This window comes from Parazoarcus communis (genome assembly GCF_003111645.1).
In the GTDB taxonomy this organism is placed as follows: domain Bacteria; phylum Pseudomonadota; class Gammaproteobacteria; order Burkholderiales; family Rhodocyclaceae; genus Parazoarcus; species Parazoarcus communis_A.
Map to the genome: position 1 here is coordinate 3278159 of NZ_CP022187.1, position 14199 is coordinate 3292357.

Annotated in this window: 14 protein-coding genes; 6 read left to right on the forward strand and 8 right to left on the reverse strand. The window is 66.5% G+C overall.

Annotated elements, in window-relative coordinates; genetic code table 11:
- Window positions 1-10 precede the first annotated feature (10 nt).
- The 4 genes from CEW83_RS14890 to CEW83_RS14905 form a co-directional block, all read right to left on the reverse strand.
- Entirely contained in the window at window positions 11-508 is a 498-nt protein-coding gene (locus CEW83_RS14890; protein WP_108950038.1) for a hypothetical protein, read from the reverse strand.
- A gap of 146 nt (window positions 509-654) precedes the next feature.
- On the reverse strand, window positions 655-2505 hold the full coding sequence (locus CEW83_RS14895; protein ID WP_199915131.1) for a cation:proton antiporter: 1851 nt from the start codon (window positions 2503-2505) through the stop codon (window positions 655-657).
- A gap of 173 nt (window positions 2506-2678) precedes the next feature.
- Window positions 2679-3278 (reverse strand): DUF924 family protein, encoded by a 600-nt coding sequence (locus tag CEW83_RS14900; protein WP_108950040.1) that lies wholly within the window; start codon window positions 3276-3278, stop codon window positions 2679-2681.
- Between the two features lie 33 nt (window positions 3279-3311).
- A complete protein-coding gene (locus CEW83_RS14905; protein WP_108950041.1) occupies window positions 3312-4244 on the reverse strand; it encodes a LysR family transcriptional regulator in 933 nt (310 codons plus the stop codon).
- A 123-nt stretch (window positions 4245-4367) separates the two neighbouring features.
- On the opposite strand from CEW83_RS14905, the gene CEW83_RS14910 reads away from it, so the two are divergent.
- From CEW83_RS14910 to CEW83_RS14925, 4 genes are all read left to right on the forward strand, one after another.
- Complete coding sequence (locus CEW83_RS14910; protein ID WP_108950042.1) at window positions 4368-4826, forward strand: (2Fe-2S)-binding protein; 459 nt, start codon at window positions 4368-4370, stop codon at window positions 4824-4826.
- Window positions 4827-4837: 11 nt separating this feature from the next.
- Entirely contained in the window at window positions 4838-7051 is a 2214-nt protein-coding gene (locus CEW83_RS14915) for a xanthine dehydrogenase family protein molybdopterin-binding subunit (RefSeq protein ID WP_108951444.1), read from the forward strand.
- Window positions 7052-7167: 116 nt separating this feature from the next.
- Window positions 7168-8190 (forward strand): XdhC family protein, encoded by a 1023-nt coding sequence (locus CEW83_RS14920; protein WP_108950043.1) that lies wholly within the window; start codon window positions 7168-7170, stop codon window positions 8188-8190.
- Window positions 8190-8777 (forward strand): nucleotidyltransferase family protein, encoded by a 588-nt coding sequence (locus tag CEW83_RS14925; RefSeq protein WP_108950044.1) that lies wholly within the window; start codon window positions 8190-8192, stop codon window positions 8775-8777. Before CEW83_RS14920 ends, CEW83_RS14925 begins: the two co-directional genes overlap by 1 nt.
- Window position 8778: 1 nt before the next feature.
- Here the strand turns inward: CEW83_RS14925 and CEW83_RS14930 are convergent, their stop codons facing one another.
- Window positions 8779-9435, reverse strand: coding sequence for a pyridoxamine 5'-phosphate oxidase family protein (locus CEW83_RS14930; RefSeq protein ID WP_108950045.1), 657 nt, complete (start codon window positions 9433-9435; stop codon window positions 8779-8781).
- 97 nt (window positions 9436-9532) lie between these two features.
- Between CEW83_RS14930 and CEW83_RS14935 the strand changes: the two genes are divergently transcribed.
- Window positions 9533-10981: a PLP-dependent aminotransferase family protein gene (locus tag CEW83_RS14935; protein WP_108950046.1), complete on the forward strand. Its 1449-nt coding sequence runs from the start codon at window positions 9533-9535 to the stop codon at window positions 10979-10981.
- A 26-nt stretch (window positions 10982-11007) separates the two neighbouring features.
- On the opposite strand, the gene CEW83_RS14940 is transcribed toward CEW83_RS14935, so the two are convergent.
- Entirely contained in the window at window positions 11008-11667 is a 660-nt protein-coding gene (locus CEW83_RS14940) for a ceramidase domain-containing protein (protein WP_108950047.1), read from the reverse strand.
- 211 nt (window positions 11668-11878) lie between these two features.
- On the opposite strand from CEW83_RS14940, the gene CEW83_RS14945 reads away from it, so the two are divergent.
- Entirely contained in the window at window positions 11879-12271 is a 393-nt protein-coding gene (locus CEW83_RS14945) for a glutaredoxin family protein (RefSeq protein WP_108951445.1), read from the forward strand.
- 18 nt (window positions 12272-12289) lie between these two features.
- On the opposite strand, the gene CEW83_RS14950 is transcribed toward CEW83_RS14945, so the two are convergent.
- Both CEW83_RS14950 and CEW83_RS14955 read right to left on the reverse strand, forming a co-directional pair.
- On the reverse strand, window positions 12290-13087 hold the full coding sequence (locus CEW83_RS14950) for an MOSC domain-containing protein (RefSeq protein WP_199915132.1): 798 nt from the start codon (window positions 13085-13087) through the stop codon (window positions 12290-12292).
- A gap of 5 nt (window positions 13088-13092) precedes the next feature.
- Window positions 13093-14196: a GGDEF domain-containing protein gene (locus tag CEW83_RS14955; RefSeq protein WP_108950048.1), complete on the reverse strand. Its 1104-nt coding sequence runs from the start codon at window positions 14194-14196 to the stop codon at window positions 13093-13095.
- Window positions 14197-14199 lie beyond the last annotated feature (3 nt).

Consider the following 14199-nt stretch of genomic DNA (forward strand, 5'->3'; position numbering starts at 1 on the left):
TTGCTGCCGGCTACAGGCTGAACGAATGCCCTCCGCCGTGGAACGGATTGGGCTTTTCGGGGGCGGGGTGGAGGATGGCGCGGATCGATGGCGGGCACTGCGGCAGTTCGTTCTGCATCTGCTGCTGCACCTGCGGGAACAGCTGCCCCCATTGCTCGGCAGAGACCTCGATTGCGGCGGGAAGTGCCAGCGCGTTGGCGATCAGTTCGACTGCACCTGTGCGGTCGATCTCGGTGCGGACGCGCTCCTTGAGCCGGACGTAGATCCGGAACTCGATCAGTCGACTGCCCGGCCGGGTGCCGAGGTGCACGATGTCGAGATCGTAGAGCAGTGCAAGGGCGGGCTGGCCACGCACAAAGCCGAGTGCGGTGAGATATCGAAATCCGTCGTAGGCGATGATCGCCAGCTCATCGTCTTCGGTCGGCACCGTCAGTGTGCCGTCGATGGTTTGCAGCACGGTGGGAAGGGTGGCGAAGACGGATTCCGTTTTCTGGGGCGGCGAGGTCATGGCAGCTCCGGGTCGATAGCGGTGGCCGAAAGGCGTCCTTCACGAGACAACTTCCTCAGTGTAGATGCTGCCGGCCGCCGCTGCCATGAAGAGAAGGGGCGCGATCCGTGTCCTCGGACCGGCCGCGCCCCTGTATCCGCAGACGCTCAGCTCGCTGCAGGTTCGCTGGCCTTCTCCGCATCGGTGGCTGCGGTGCCGCCAGTCTTTTCGGATGCGGAGTCTATCAGTGCCATGACGGCCCATCCCGGGCCGGGTTCCAGCGCATTTTCTGCCGAGAACACTTCGAGCCGGCCCTTGGGGTCGATCGCGAACAGCAGCGTGGCATGGTCGCCATGCATGTTGCGGAAGTGCTCCATCGTGAAGGCTTCCGACAAGGTCGTGCGCCGGATCTCGGCACCGCGGTAAAGGCGGCGCGAAAGGTCGATGTAACCGACCTTGTCGCTGAATGCGGTGCGTCCCTCTCGTGCCGTGTCACTGCGGCCGTTGGTGCCCGTCGTGCCGCCAACCCGCAGCGCGAAGACGTCTTTCGCGCCGAATACACCCTTGTAGCGGTTGCAGGCGAGTGCGTTGAGGTGGGCGTCTGCCGTGACGGCCAGCATGCGCCCGAGGCCGGTGGTGTCGAGATAGACCTCGGCGTGTTCGGAGAGCGGGTTGCCGTAGTAGGCCTTGAGGCCGGCCATGCGGGCACGGCTGACGTTGTCCCACAGGGTGTCGCACAGCAGGACCCGGATCTTCTGCTGCTCGAGGGCCTGCGCCAGCTTGCGTGCAAGCGGATTCGCGCCAAGGATCAGAAAGCCGGCCGGCTCGGGTTCGGCCACCTTGAGCATGGCGGCGAGCTTGCCCGCGGTCAGGCTCTGCAGCACGACGGTGCCGATGATGACAACAAAGGTCAGCGGCACCAGCAGGGCTGCCTGGTCGACGCCCCGCTGCTCGAGCTTGAGTGCGAACAGTGCGCTTACTGCCGCGGCGACGATGCCGCGCGGCGCAATCCAGGCCAGCAGGGTGCGCTCCTGCCACGGGATGTTCGATCCCCAGGTGCAATACATGACCTTGAGCGGACGGGCGATGAACTGGATGGCCAGAAACACCCCGACCACCACCCAGCCCAGCGCTTCGAGCTGGGCAAAGTCGAGGCGTGCTGCGAGCAGGATGAAGAGCACCGTGATCAGCAGCAGCGAAAGGCTTTCCTTGAACGCCAGAATCTCTTCGATCGGCACGCCTTTGCGGTTGCCGAGGTAGATGCCCATCACCGTCACCGCGAGCAGGCCGGATTCCTCCGCCACGGCGTTGGAGAAGGCGAAGCAGCAGAACACCGCGCCCAGCGTGGCCACGTTGAACAGGTAGTTGGGCAGCCAGTCGCGCCGCAGGGCCTCGCCCATCAGGTAACCGCCGGCGAGGCCGGTGATCGTGCCGATGGCAATGGTGCCGAGGAACAGCAGGATGGTCGCGCTCAGCGCGCCACCGGCCTCGGTGGACACGACGAACTCGAACACCAGCACCGCGAGCAGCGCACCGATCGGATCGACGACGATGCCTTCCCAGCGCAGGATGTTGGCGATGCGGGCGGTCGGGCGCACAGTGCGCAGCATCGGCACGATGACGGTGGGGCCGGTCACGACCATGATGGCGCCGAACAGGATCGCCAGGCCCCAGTCGAAACCGGCGATCAGGCGTGCTGCCAGTGCGGCCACCGTCCACGTCACCAGCACGCCGCTGGTGGCGAAGCGCCGCACGACATGTTGCATGCCGCGGATTTCGGAGAATTTGAGCGTCAGTGCGCCCTCAAACAGGATGATGGCCACCGACAGTGATACGAAGGGGAAGAGCAGATCGCCCATTAGCGCGTCGGGGTTGAGCCATCCGACGCCGGGCCCGGCGACGATGCCGGTGATCAGCAGAAAGAGAATGGCGGGCAGGCGCAAGCGCCATGCGAGCCACTGGCAAGCACCACCGAGCATGGTGATTGCTGCGATGGTGAGCATTGCATGTTCACCCAAAATATGTCTCCTGAATGGCCGTAAGCGTCAGTACTACCGCTGCGGGCAGTGAAGCGGTGGATGATTGTATATGAATGGGGGCGTCGTTCTTTGCCCTTGCTTGATGCAGGGACAGTTCGCAGCCCGGAATGGGGCGGGTGACGGTGGCGGCGCGCACGAGCCTGTGTGCAGTGCTAAAAGCGGGAGCCGGGCTGTTCGAGGAAGGCCGTTTCAGCTGCGGTTGATTGCCGTCCCAGCGCGGCATTGCGGTGCGGAAAGCGGCCGAAGCGATCCACGATTTCGCGGTGGCGGCGGGCGAAGTCCAGATAGCTGTCGAAGGACGCCTTGACCGCGGGGCCGGCTTCGGCCGCCAGGGCTTCAAAGCGTCGCACCGATTCGGCCTGGTCGTTGCGGTCTTCGGAATGCTCGAGTGGAAGATAGAGAAACACACGTTCGATGGGGCGACACTGGCGGTCGATGCCGAGCGTGATTGCCTTCTTGCTCCAGCCCAGGGCCCGTGCGTCGAAGGCAAAGGCGCGTGCGCTGTTGCGGTAGATGTTGCGCGGGAACTGGTCGGTGAGCAGGATCAGGGCGAGGCGGCCGTGCGGCGTTTGCAGCCACGCGTCGAGCTCACCGTTCCCGGCCTGGATGACCCGGTGCTCGAAGCGCTCGCGGATCGCGGTGTCGACCTCGTCGCGCTTGCGCCACCACAGTGCGGACTGACTGGCGATGATGCTGGCCTCGTCGGTATCGGTCCCGAACCAGAACGTGCAGATTGTCTCGGCTGTATCCACGCGCAACTCCTTTCCGATGCCATTCGGCGTGTGTCAGGCCGCCGCCCTGCGTGCCGCGTGGGCGGCCTGAAAGTAGTCGATGAACACCCGCAGCCGTGCCGGCATGTGGGTGGTACCGGGGAAGTATAGATGGGCCGCGCCCAGCGTCGGCGCGTATTCGTCCAGTGCGGTGACCAGGCGTCCAGCCCGAATGTCGTCCGCTGCGGTCGACTCGACCACCTGCGCAAGGGCAAGTCCGCGGCGGGCGAGGTCGAGCTCGGCGACGAAGTCATTGACGATGAAACGCCCGCTGACCTCAAGCTCGAACAGCCTGCCATCGCGCTGCAGATCCCAGCGCGCGAGGCGGCCGCTGGTGGTGAAACGGAAGCGGACGCAATCGTGCGCAGCAAGGTCTTCCGGCGAACGCGGCGCAGGGTTGCGGGCGAAGTAGTCGCGCGTTCCCACGATCACCATTCGCGATGGCCGGCTGAGCGGCACGGCAACCATGTCGGCTTCGATGCTGTTGCCGAGCCTGACGCCGACGTCGAAGCGCCCAGCCACGATGTCGGTCAGACCGTCGTCAAGGTAGAACTCGAGCCCGATGCCAGGGTAGCGCGCTGAAAAATCGACGACGTGCGGCGAGAACAGATCAGCGTAGGCTATTCGCGACAGCGCGATCCGCACCCGTCCGCTGGGCTGGCCGCGTGCGTCAGCGAGTGCGCTGAGGGCGCCGCCGAGTTCGGCCAGTCCGCGGCGGACACCATCGAGGATGCATGCACCTTCCTCGGTCAGGCTTACGCGGCGCGTGGTGCGCGCGAGCAGACGCACGCCGAGGCGCTTTTCCAGCGCGCGTATCGATTGCGAGAGGGCGGAGGGTGAAAAGCCCATCTCGGCCGCAGCGCGGGTGAAGTTCGCGTGGCGCGCAACGCACTCGAAGGTGGCGAGTGCGGGCAGGAGCGCGGGATCTATTTGTAAGTCAGGCTTCATGACTCATTCAGTATTTCTGCGTCGATCTTAATAGCCAAACAGTCTAATCTGAATCGTCCGGTATGCAGGGCTGCACCCTGCGACCCTGTTGATGTTTGACCCCCTTCCCCACGGAGTTGCCCGATGACGACTTTCATCCTGAACGGACAGCGTGTCAGTTCCGATCTGCCCGATGACACCCCGTTGCTGTGGGCCTTGCGCGACGGCCTCGACCTCACCGGCACCAAGTTTGGTTGCGGCATGGGCCTGTGCGGTGCATGCACGGTGCACCTGGACGGCGAGCCGGTGCGCGCCTGTTCCACCCCCCTGTCGGCGGTTGCCGGAAAGAAGGTGACGACGATCGAAGGCGTCGATGCCGCCCGTGCGGGGCAGGCCGTGCAGGCCGCTTGGCAGAAGCTCGACGTGGTGCAGTGCGGCTACTGCCAGTCCGGCCAGATCATGTCGGCCACCGCTTTGCTGGTCGCCAACCCCAGACCGACCGATGCCGAGATCGATGCGGCGATGAGCGGCAACATCTGTCGCTGCGCCACCTATGTGCGCATTCGCGCAGCCATCCACGAAGCCGCCACGGCCCTGGCATGAAGGAACGCGACATGAAAACCCGTATCGAAAACGTCTCCCGCCGTGATTTCTTCAAGGCGGGCGCAGGACTGACCCTGGCGCTGGTGCTGCCGTCGGCGCGCGGCGCTGCCGCCAGGGTCGCGGGCCCCGGCATCGCCGGTTCCGCCCCGGCGGTCGCAGCCGCGTTCGAAGCCAATGCCTTTGTGCGCATCGGCACCGACAGCACGGTGACGGTGCTCGCCAAACATCTGGAGATGGGTCAGGGCACCTTTACCGGCCTTGCGACACTGGTTGCCGAGGAACTCGACGCCGACTGGGCGCAGGTCGTGGTCGAAGGCGCGCCTGCCGACGCCGCACGCTACAACAACCTGTTCTGGGGGCCGGCGCAAGGAACGGGGGGCAGTACCGCGATCGCCAACTCCTTTGAACAGATGCGTCATGCCGGCGCGACCGCACGCGCCATGCTGGTGGAGGCGGCAGCCGGGCGCTGGAAGGTGGCGGCGGAGTCGATCACCATCAGCGCCGGCGTGGTGAGCCATGCGCCGAGCGGACGCACGGCAGGTTTTGGCGAGCTCGCCGAGGCCGCCGCCGCGCTGCCGCTGCCGGCCACGGTGACGCTGAAGGACCCGAAGGATTTCACCCTCATCGGCAAACATGCGCCACGCAAGGACAGCGTGGCCAAGACCACCGGCCGCGCGATGTTTACCCAGGACGTGAAGCTGCCCGGCATGCTGGTTGCGGTGGTGGCACATCCGCCGCGTTTCGGTGCGACCGTGCGTGGCGTCGACGACACGGCGGCGCGGGCCGTGCCCGGCGTGGTCGAGGTGGTGCGCATTCCCTCCGGCGTGGCGGTGCTGGCGGGGGACTACTGGACGGCAAAGAAGGGGCGCGACGCGCTGCAGGTGGACTGGGACGAAACCGCCGCCTGGCGCGGCAGTTCGGCACAGCTGCTGGCCGACTACCGCAAGCTCGCGGCCACGCCCGGTGCGGTGGCGCGGAACGATGGCGACGCCGAGGCTGCGCTGGGCAAGGCGGACAAGGTGGTCGAAGCCGAATTTGCGTTCCCCTATCTCGCACATGCGGCGATGGAGCCGCTCAACTGCGTGATGAAGCTGGACGCGGACGGCTGCGAAGTGTGGAACGGCGAGCAGTTCCAGACCGTCGACCAGGCCGTGGTCGCGGCCATCCTCGGGCTCAAGCCGGAACAGGTGAAGCTCAACATGCTGTTCGCGGGGGGCAGTTTCGGGCGTCGTGCCAACCCGAAGTCCGACTATCTGGTGGAGACCGCCCACATCGTCAAGGCGATCGGTGGCAGGGCACCGGTGAAGCTGGTGTGGTCGCGCGAGGACGACATGCGTGGCGGGCACTACCGTCCCCTGTATCTGCACCGCCTGCGTGCCGCGCTCGATGCCACGGGCCGGCCGCAGGCGTGGTCACAGCGCATCGTGGGGCAGTCCATCATGCTCGGTTCGCCCTTCGAGTCGCTGATGATCAAGGACGGGGTCGATGCGACCTCGGCCGAGGGCGCGGCCAACCTGCCTTACGCCATTCCCAACCTTGCGGTTGATCTGCATACGACCAATGCGCTGACCAAGGTGCCGGTGCAGTGGTGGCGTTCGGTGGGCTCCTCCCACACGGGGTTTGCGACCGAGGTGTTCATTGACGAGCTCGCGCTTGCGGCGGGTAGCGATCCGGTGGCCTACCGGCTTGAGCTGCTTGCAGCACATCCGCGCCATGCAGCGGTGCTGCGGCTGGCTGCGGAAAAGGCCGGCTGGGGCACGCCACTGCAGGCCGCGAGCGACGGTGGCAGGCGCGGTCGCGGGGTCGCGGTGCATGAATCCTTCAACAGCTTCGTCGCCCAGGTGGTGGAAACCACGGCCGCCGCCGATGGCAGCTTCCGGGTCGACCGCGTGGTGTGCGCGGTGGACTGCGGGATTGCGGTCAATCCGGACGTGATCCGTGCGCAGATGGAAGGTGGCATCGGCTTCGCCCTGGCCGCAGCCCTGAGTGGCGAGATCACCCTCAGGGACGGTCAGGTCGAGCAGTCCAACTTCCATGACTACACCGTGCTGCGCATCAACGAGATGCCGGCCGTGGAGGTGCATATCGTGCCCTCGGCGGAAAAGCCGTCGGGTGTGGGCGAGCCCGGTGTGCCGCCGCTGGCACCGGCGCTGGTGAATGCGCTGTACGCGGCAACGGGCAAGCGTATTCGCAGGCTGCCGATCGGCACGCAGTTGCAAAGCTGATGCGGATGCCTTCCCGGAGTGATTCTTGCTGCAGGAAGGCTTCGCCTGAACCGCCGCCAGCTTCTGCCGAAGCCGGCGCGCCGGCTTCCGTACCGATTTGAGATGGGGTAAGGGGCATGGATAGTCTGGATCTGGAAGTTCTGCAGCGTGCCAGAACATGGCTCGCAGACGGAAAACGGGTGTTGCTGGCCACGGTCGTGCGCACCTGGGGCTCGTCGCCACGCCCGCCAGGCGCGCTGCTGGCCTTGCGCGAAGACGGACGTGCGGTGGGGTCGGTGTCGGGGGGGTGCATCGAGGACGACCTCATGCAGCGCCTGCGCGCCGAAGGCATGCCCGAAGCGGCATGCAAGGTGAGCTATGGCGTCGGTGCCGAGGAGGCCCGCCGTTTCGGGCTGCCGTGCGGCGGCACCATGGAACTGGTGCTGGAGCCGCTGGCCGACCCGGCACCGCTCGACGCCCTGCTGGCCAGGCTGGCGGCGGGCGAACTGGTGGAGCGCAGCCTGCATCTGCCCAGTGGCAGGAGTGCGCTGGCGCCGGCGCATCCCGAGCAGGCGACGGGCTTCGACGGGGAAACCCTGGTCAGCGTGTTCGGGCCGCGCTATCGCCTGCTGCTGATCGGCGCCGGCCAGCTCGCGGCCAGCCTCGCACGCATGACGCTCGCGCTGGACTTCGCCGTCACCGTCTGCGATCCGCGCGAAGAGTGGTCCGAGGAATGGAACGTACCGGGCACCGTGCTCACCCGCGAGATGCCCGACGATGTGGTCATCGGCATGCGCCCCGACGCGCGCACCGCGGTGATCGCACTCACCCACGACCCCAAGCTCGACGATCTCGCGCTGATGGAGGCGCTGCGCTCGCCTGCCTTCTACGTGGCGGCGCTGGGCTCGAGACACAACAATGCCGTGCGGCGCGAGCGTCTGCGCGAGTTCGATCTCGACGCGGCGCAGGTGGCGGCCCTGCGCGGCCCGGCCGGGCTGTACATCGGCAGTCGCACGCCGGGCGAGATTGCGGTCTCGATCGCGGCTGAACTGGTCGCGGTAAAGAATGGTGTGGTGCCCGAGCGGGTCCTGCCGGTGGCAGAGGCCAAGGCCGCACTCGAACTGGCCGAAAACGCCTTGTCCGCCTGCGCCCGCAAGTGATGGTGCGCGGCATCCTGCTTGCGGCGGGTTACGGCCGCCGCTTCGATCCCGAAGGGCGGCGCGACAAGCTGCTCGTGCGCCTGGCCGATGGTCGTCCGCTGATCTGGCACAGCGCCCTTGCCTTGTGCGCGGCGCTGCCCGGCAGCCTCGCGGTGGTGCGTCCGGGGCAGGCGGAGCGGGGGCACTGGTTGCGCCTGGCAGGCTGCGAGATCCTGGAAACCGCGCACGCCGAGCAGGGCATGGGCAGTGCGCTGGCGGCGGCAGTGGCGGCCAGTGCGGATGCTGCCGGCTGGGTGATCGCGCTCGCTGACATGCCCTGGTTGCCCGCAGCCGCGGTTGGCACGGTGGCCGCCGCCATCGACCGGCCCGACACGGTGGTGGCCCCCATGCACGGCGGCCGGCGCGGGCATCCGGTCGGTTTCGGTGCGGCATGGGGGCGCCGTCTTGCCGCGCTGGAGGGTGACCGTGGCGCGCGCGATCTGCTGCAGGAGGCCGACGTGCGCATGCTCGACTGGCACGATGACCGCATCCTGCGCGACGTCGATCAGGCCGCCGATCTCGATCCGGCGCTGCCTTCCTGCGGCTGAATCAGACCACTGGCGCGGCCGGGTTCACCACGTCGGCGGGGGCATCGCGCACGACACTGTCGGGCTCGGTAACGGGCGTGCCGCGCACTGTCTGCAGGGGAATGACACCCGCCCATACCGGCCAGCCGAGATCCTCCTCATCATCCTTGACCCCGCCTGCGCGAATCTTGGCCGACGCCTCGGTCAGGGGGATGCGCAACACCGTGGTGGCGTTGAGTTCCTTGCCGGTGATCGGGCGCAGTTGTTCCCAGCGCCCCGGCGCAATGCCTTCGATCAGGGCACGCAGGCTGTTGAGCTTGGCGTCCGGCTCATCAAGCTGTTCGAAACACCCATAGACCACCACCGCGCGGTAGTTCATCGAGTGATGCATGGCCGAGCGCGCCATCACCAGTCCGTCGGCGAGCGCAATGGTGACGCAGGCCTGACCGGTGGTGAGCGCCTTGAGCATGCGCGAACCCTTGGCACCGTGGATGTATAGGTGCTCGCCCTCGCGCCAGTGGATGGTGGGCAGGGCATGGACGGAGCCTTCCCACTGGAAGGCGACGGAGCACACCGTGGCGGCGTCGACAATGCCGTTGATGGTCTCGCTGTCGTAGTGGGCGCGCGCCGGGAGGCGTCTGACGCGGGTGCGCTCGGAAGGGGCGGGGTGCGTGTTCATGTCGGGGTGCCTGACGCTTGTTTGAGGTGAACGGCCAGCATATGCTGCTGGTGGCACCATCAGTAGTGCCACCAGATTCATTTGGATTGGAGCCACCATGCAACTCGACTGGCTGCTGGCCCCACCGTTTCCGCCGGGTGTGCCGCGCCAGCGCCTGCTGTATCAGCGGCTGCGCGAGGCCATTCTGAGCGGCCAGCTGAAGGCCGGCGCGCGCCTGCCTTCCAGCCGCAGCCTTGCTGCCGGTCTGGGCATTGCGCGCAACTCGGTGCTGTTCGCGTATGAGCAGTTGAGCGCGGAGGGCTGTCTGCAGGCCGACCGTCATGGCACCCGCGTGGCGCAACTCACGCTGCCCGATGCGTCCGCACGCAGATCGCACGGCGAGACCGTGGCCCTGCCCGGTCTGTCGGTGCGTGCCGCAGCTGCACTTCAGCCCGAGCACGGGCCGGACACCGACATCCTGCCCTTCGCGCCCGGTGCGCTCGATCTCGGTGCCTTCCCCTTTCGCAGCTGGCGGGCCAGCCTGGACCGGGCGTGGCGCGAGGCGGGTGCGCGCCAGCTGGGTCATACGCCGTATGGTGGCGAGCCGGTCCTGCGGGCCGCGCTGGCCGAACAGCTCTCGACCGTGCGCGGCTTTGCCGTCACGCCCGGGCAGGTGATCATTACCAGCGGTACCCAGTCGGGGCTGGACCTGTGTGCGCGGCTGCTCGCCGACAGTGGCGACACCGCGTGGGTGGAGAACCCCGGTTATCTGGCGGCGCGCGGCGCACTCGGCCTGGCCGGCCTGCGCCTGCACGCGGTGGCGGTCGATGAGGACGGACTGGCGCCGGCCGAGGCAGACTGGCACGCACATCCGCCGCGCCTGATCATGGTCACGCCCTCGCATCAGTATCCCAGCGGACACGTCATGTCGCTCGCGCGCCGTCTGTCCCTGCTGGAGGGCGCACGTGCGGCTGGTGCGTGGATCATCGAGGACGACTACGACAGCGAGTTTCAACGCGGCGTCCCGGCGCTGCCTGCGCTCCACGGACTGCAGCCGGGGGCGGCGGTGGTGTATGCGGGCACGTTCAGCAAGACCCTCTATCCCGGCCTGCGCATTGGCTATCTGGTGCTGCCGCCGGCGCTGTCCGGCGCATTTGCGCACGCCGCAGGGCAAGCCGTGCGCGCCGGTCAGGGCATCGAACAGGTGGCGCTGGCCGATTTCATCCGGCGTGGCCAGTACACCTCCCATCTGCGCCGCATGCGCAAGCGCTACGAGTTGCGCCAGCGTGCGCTGCGTGCGGCGCTGCTGCGTCAGCCCGGTCCTGAACTCGGTATCGACGGCGGCGCGGCGGGCCTGCATCTGGTGCTGCGTTTGCCACCCGCGCTGCGCGATACCGAGGTGGCGCGGTGTGCGGCCCGGCTCGGGCTCGGGGTGCGGGCCCTGTCGCACTATGCGCACGCGCCCTTGTGCTGCAACGGGCTGGTACTGGGCTACGGCAACGTCGACGAAACGCAGATGGACGAACTGGTGCGCAGGCTGCGGCTCGCAATGGCCGATGGTGCGTGACCGGCCGCGGCGGCGTCTTGCCGCCTTCAGCGTGCGCCGGGCTGGTTCAGCACATAGGCCCGGGTGGTCAGGTAAAGCACCAGCCCGTTGAGCAGGTGCCACAGGAAGTGTGTGCCGAGCGTAGCGGTTTCGCAGAGTGCCATGTCGAGCGAGCGAAAGCTCAGCGACACCACGAAGACGAATACTGCGAGCAGCAGGATCAGCGGCTCGCGCTTGCCTGCGGCGCGGTGGTAGATCCCGATCGCAGCGATGAACACCAGCGCGCCGCCGTAGGCCAGCGAGCCGTTCACCCATGCGCTCGGCAGCGTGGCAAAGCCGACGGACACCAGGACGTAGACCAGCACCAGCGCAGCGACCCTGGAGGGTGCGAGGCCGCCGATATTGCGCGCATACAGGACAAGAAAGGCCATCTGGTAGATGAAGATCGGCAGCACGTCGGCGAACATCGTCCACCGGTTGGCCAGGGTGTGAAACAGAAAGCTGCCGATCCCGATGCAGGCCATGTTGGCGGTCAGGAACACGGCCGGAGCGCTGGCGCGGATGCCGTTGCGACGCATCAGCAGCATGATTGCGATCGCCGCCAGCACGAAGGACAGGTTGGTGAGTGCGTTGACCGGCTCTGCCCAGAAGCCGGGGCTGGTGCGTTCGCAGTAGAGATCGATGGCGGCGGAGAGTGATGCGTCCATGGGTGCGGCTGGCGATGACGACGGGGTTGCGCGGGGTAATGATGCCTGACTATCGGGCTGAAAATGATGATGCCGGCAGCCGTTCATGGTCGCTTTCAGTGCACCAAAATCCCGCGTGTTCCTCTATTCTCGGCGCCCTGTTCGAATTTTATCGCCTGCAGGCAGTGCCGTGCATGCCCAGGCGGGCGTTGCCATCTATCGGAAAACGATCATGAAAGTTGTCATCAGAGCATTCTTCAAGACCCTGCGTCTCGTCATCGGACCCATGATTCTGCTGTGGGAAATGATTACCCGGCCCAAGGGCGTGTCACGCCCGGCGGAAGAGCAGGGCAAGGTCGACAGGGAATGCGGCATGCTGGCCCTGTATGAATTCAAGACCTGTCCGTTCTGCATCAAGGTGCGCCAGGAGATGCGTCGCCTCTCGCTGCCGATCGAACGTCGCGATGCGCAGCAACCGGGCAGCGTCCGCGAGGAGCTGGTGCGCGGCGGCGGTCAGGCCAAGGTGCCCTGCCTGCGGGTTTCCGACAAGGCGGGCAACAGCAAGTGGCTGTACGAGTCGGACGAAATCATCGCCTATCTGCGCGGACGCTTTGCGCCCCAGTAACTGAAGCAAGAGGGCGGCTTACTCGAGCACCTCGACCGCCATCCCCGCTTCCAGCCGCCCCGGGCCGTCGTGAATCAGGTTCTGCCCGAACATCACCATGTTGTTGTGCCGCCGGTAGCCTGCCAGCGTGCGCAGGGGTTCGGGGCTGCGCAGCGCAGTCTCGGGGTCGATTGTCGTGATTGCGCAGCGTGCGCAGGGCTTCACCACGCGAAAGACCACGCCGCCGATGCGAATCAGCCGCCAGCGGTCTTCGGCAAAGGGTTCGCAGCCGCTCACCACCAGGTTGGGGCGGAAGCGCTGCATCGGCAGCGGCTGCTCAAGCCGTGCGTTGAGATCGTCGAGCGAGGCCTGCGAAATCAGCAGAAAGGGGAAGCCGTCGGCAAAGCCGGTCTGATCGGATGGCGCGGCATAGTCGGGGTCGAGCGCGCGCTGAACATCCTCGGCGAACTGCACCAGGCGGCATGCTTGCGCCAGAAAGCGGCTCAGCCAGGCGTCTGCAGCCGGATCGGCCAGCGTCGCCTCTACCGTGTCTTCCCACACCGTGACCGGCATGCGCTGCTGTGTCGTTCCCTGCAGCGTGATGTCGGGCATGTCCGGCGCGCTCAGCGTCAGCACGCCACCTGCATCGATCGGGGTAGCGATCAGTGCCATTTTCGGCAACTGACGCTGGGTGAGAAAGTGTCCCTGCGCGTCGACGACCATCCAGTGGCGGTCGAAGCTGAAGCCCTTCGCGCCGATGTCGAGCGCCGGGTGCTGCGCGCCGCGCAGGGATTTGACCGGGTAGCGATACAAGTGGGTGAGAGTCAGCATGCTCATGATTGTCAGGTCGGAAGGTCGGCGCTTGCCACGCAGTTTCGTCCACGTGCCTTTGCCATGTAAACACCTTCATCTGCACGCCGCATCAGTTCGTCAGGGGTGTGCATGGCGGTCGTGCGTGAGGCAACGCCGATGCTCACGCTGCCCGGCCACTCGCCACCACCGGCGGCGACCCGCAGCGCATTGACCCTCGCCCGCAGGCTTTCGCCGAGCTGCATTGCACCTTCCAGTGGCGTGTGGGGGCAGATCACGAGAAACTCGTCGCCACCCAGGCGGCACACCATGTCGTCGGTGCGCACCGATTCTGCGAGCGTTCGTGCCAGCGTGGTCAATACCGTATCGCCGGCTTCGTGGCCCCAGGTGTCATTGACGGTCTTGAATCCGTCCGCATCGATCATCATCAGCGAAAGCGGGCTCCCCGAGCTCTGCCACTCAAGCCCAATGACGTGCATTGCATGGCGCCGGTTGGGCAGGCCGGTCAGGACATCGGTGAGCGACAGCGTTTCGAGGTTCCTGTTGGCGACGGCCAGTTCGCGCGTGCGTTCTGCAACTTTCGCCTCAAGCGTCTGGTTCAGCTCGTGCAGTTCGCGGTTCTGCTGCGACACCTGGGCAAAGAGGCCGCTCAGTGCAGCAAGCAGGGGCTCGGTGGCACGGGTGCCGAGCCGGGCATCTTCGGACAGGGCCTGTTCCGGGCTCATGCCCTGGCCGATCAGGCGCAGTTGCCTGGCCATCGACTGGTCGGAGCCGAGGATGTGGTACGCCAGCCAGTGGATGAGAAAACTGAGCAGACGGCTCGAAAGCTCGGCGGTCATCTCCGTCTGCGAAATACGGACAATCTCATCGACGAAGCTCTCGTGCTCGCGGGACTGCGATTCGAGATGTCGCGGGTCGATACCCTGCGCGGCCATCATCGACTCTTCGGCCGCAAAATGGAAACGTGTGTAGGCAGCGAGTTCGTCGATCAGGTATGCAAGCGATTTCGGGCCCGCTGCGGACGCATTGGACAAGGCGTCGCCAATGCGGTTGATGATGCGGACCAGCTCCATGTGCTGGCTATCGACTTCGTCTATGCCGGTGACGAAATTCTCGTCCCACTGAAATGAGTCCATCGT

Bases quoted from the DNA above. Each gene is read 5' to 3' on its own strand.
- CEW83_RS14890 (WP_108950038.1), bottom strand. From the start codon at position 508: ATGACCTCGCCGCCCCAGAAAACGGAATCCGTCTTCGCCACCCTTCCC.
- CEW83_RS14930 (WP_108950045.1), bottom strand. From the start codon at position 9,435: ATGAACACGCACCCCGCCCCTTCCGAGCGCACCCGCGTCAGACGCCTC.
- CEW83_RS14935 (WP_108950046.1), top strand. From the start codon at position 9,533: ATGCAACTCGACTGGCTGCTGGCCCCACCGTTTCCGCCGGGTGTGCCG.
- CEW83_RS14905 (WP_108950041.1), bottom strand. From the start codon at position 4,244: ATGAAGCCTGACTTACAAATAGATCCCGCGCTCCTGCCCGCACTCGCC.
- CEW83_RS14955 (WP_108950048.1), bottom strand. From the start codon at position 14,196: ATGGACTCATTTCAGTGGGACGAGAATTTCGTCACCGGCATAGACGAA.
- CEW83_RS14945 (WP_108951445.1), top strand. From the start codon at position 11,879: ATGAAAGTTGTCATCAGAGCATTCTTCAAGACCCTGCGTCTCGTCATC.
- CEW83_RS14910 (WP_108950042.1), top strand. From the start codon at position 4,368: ATGACGACTTTCATCCTGAACGGACAGCGTGTCAGTTCCGATCTGCCC.
- CEW83_RS14915 (WP_108951444.1), top strand. From the start codon at position 4,838: ATGAAAACCCGTATCGAAAACGTCTCCCGCCGTGATTTCTTCAAGGCG.
- CEW83_RS14940 (WP_108950047.1), bottom strand. From the start codon at position 11,667: ATGGACGCATCACTCTCCGCCGCCATCGATCTCTACTGCGAACGCACC.
- CEW83_RS14920 (WP_108950043.1), top strand. From the start codon at position 7,168: ATGGATAGTCTGGATCTGGAAGTTCTGCAGCGTGCCAGAACATGGCTC.
- CEW83_RS14925 (WP_108950044.1), top strand. From the start codon at position 8,190: ATGGTGCGCGGCATCCTGCTTGCGGCGGGTTACGGCCGCCGCTTCGAT.
- CEW83_RS14950 (WP_199915132.1), bottom strand. From the start codon at position 13,087: ATGAGCATGCTGACTCTCACCCACTTGTATCGCTACCCGGTCAAATCC.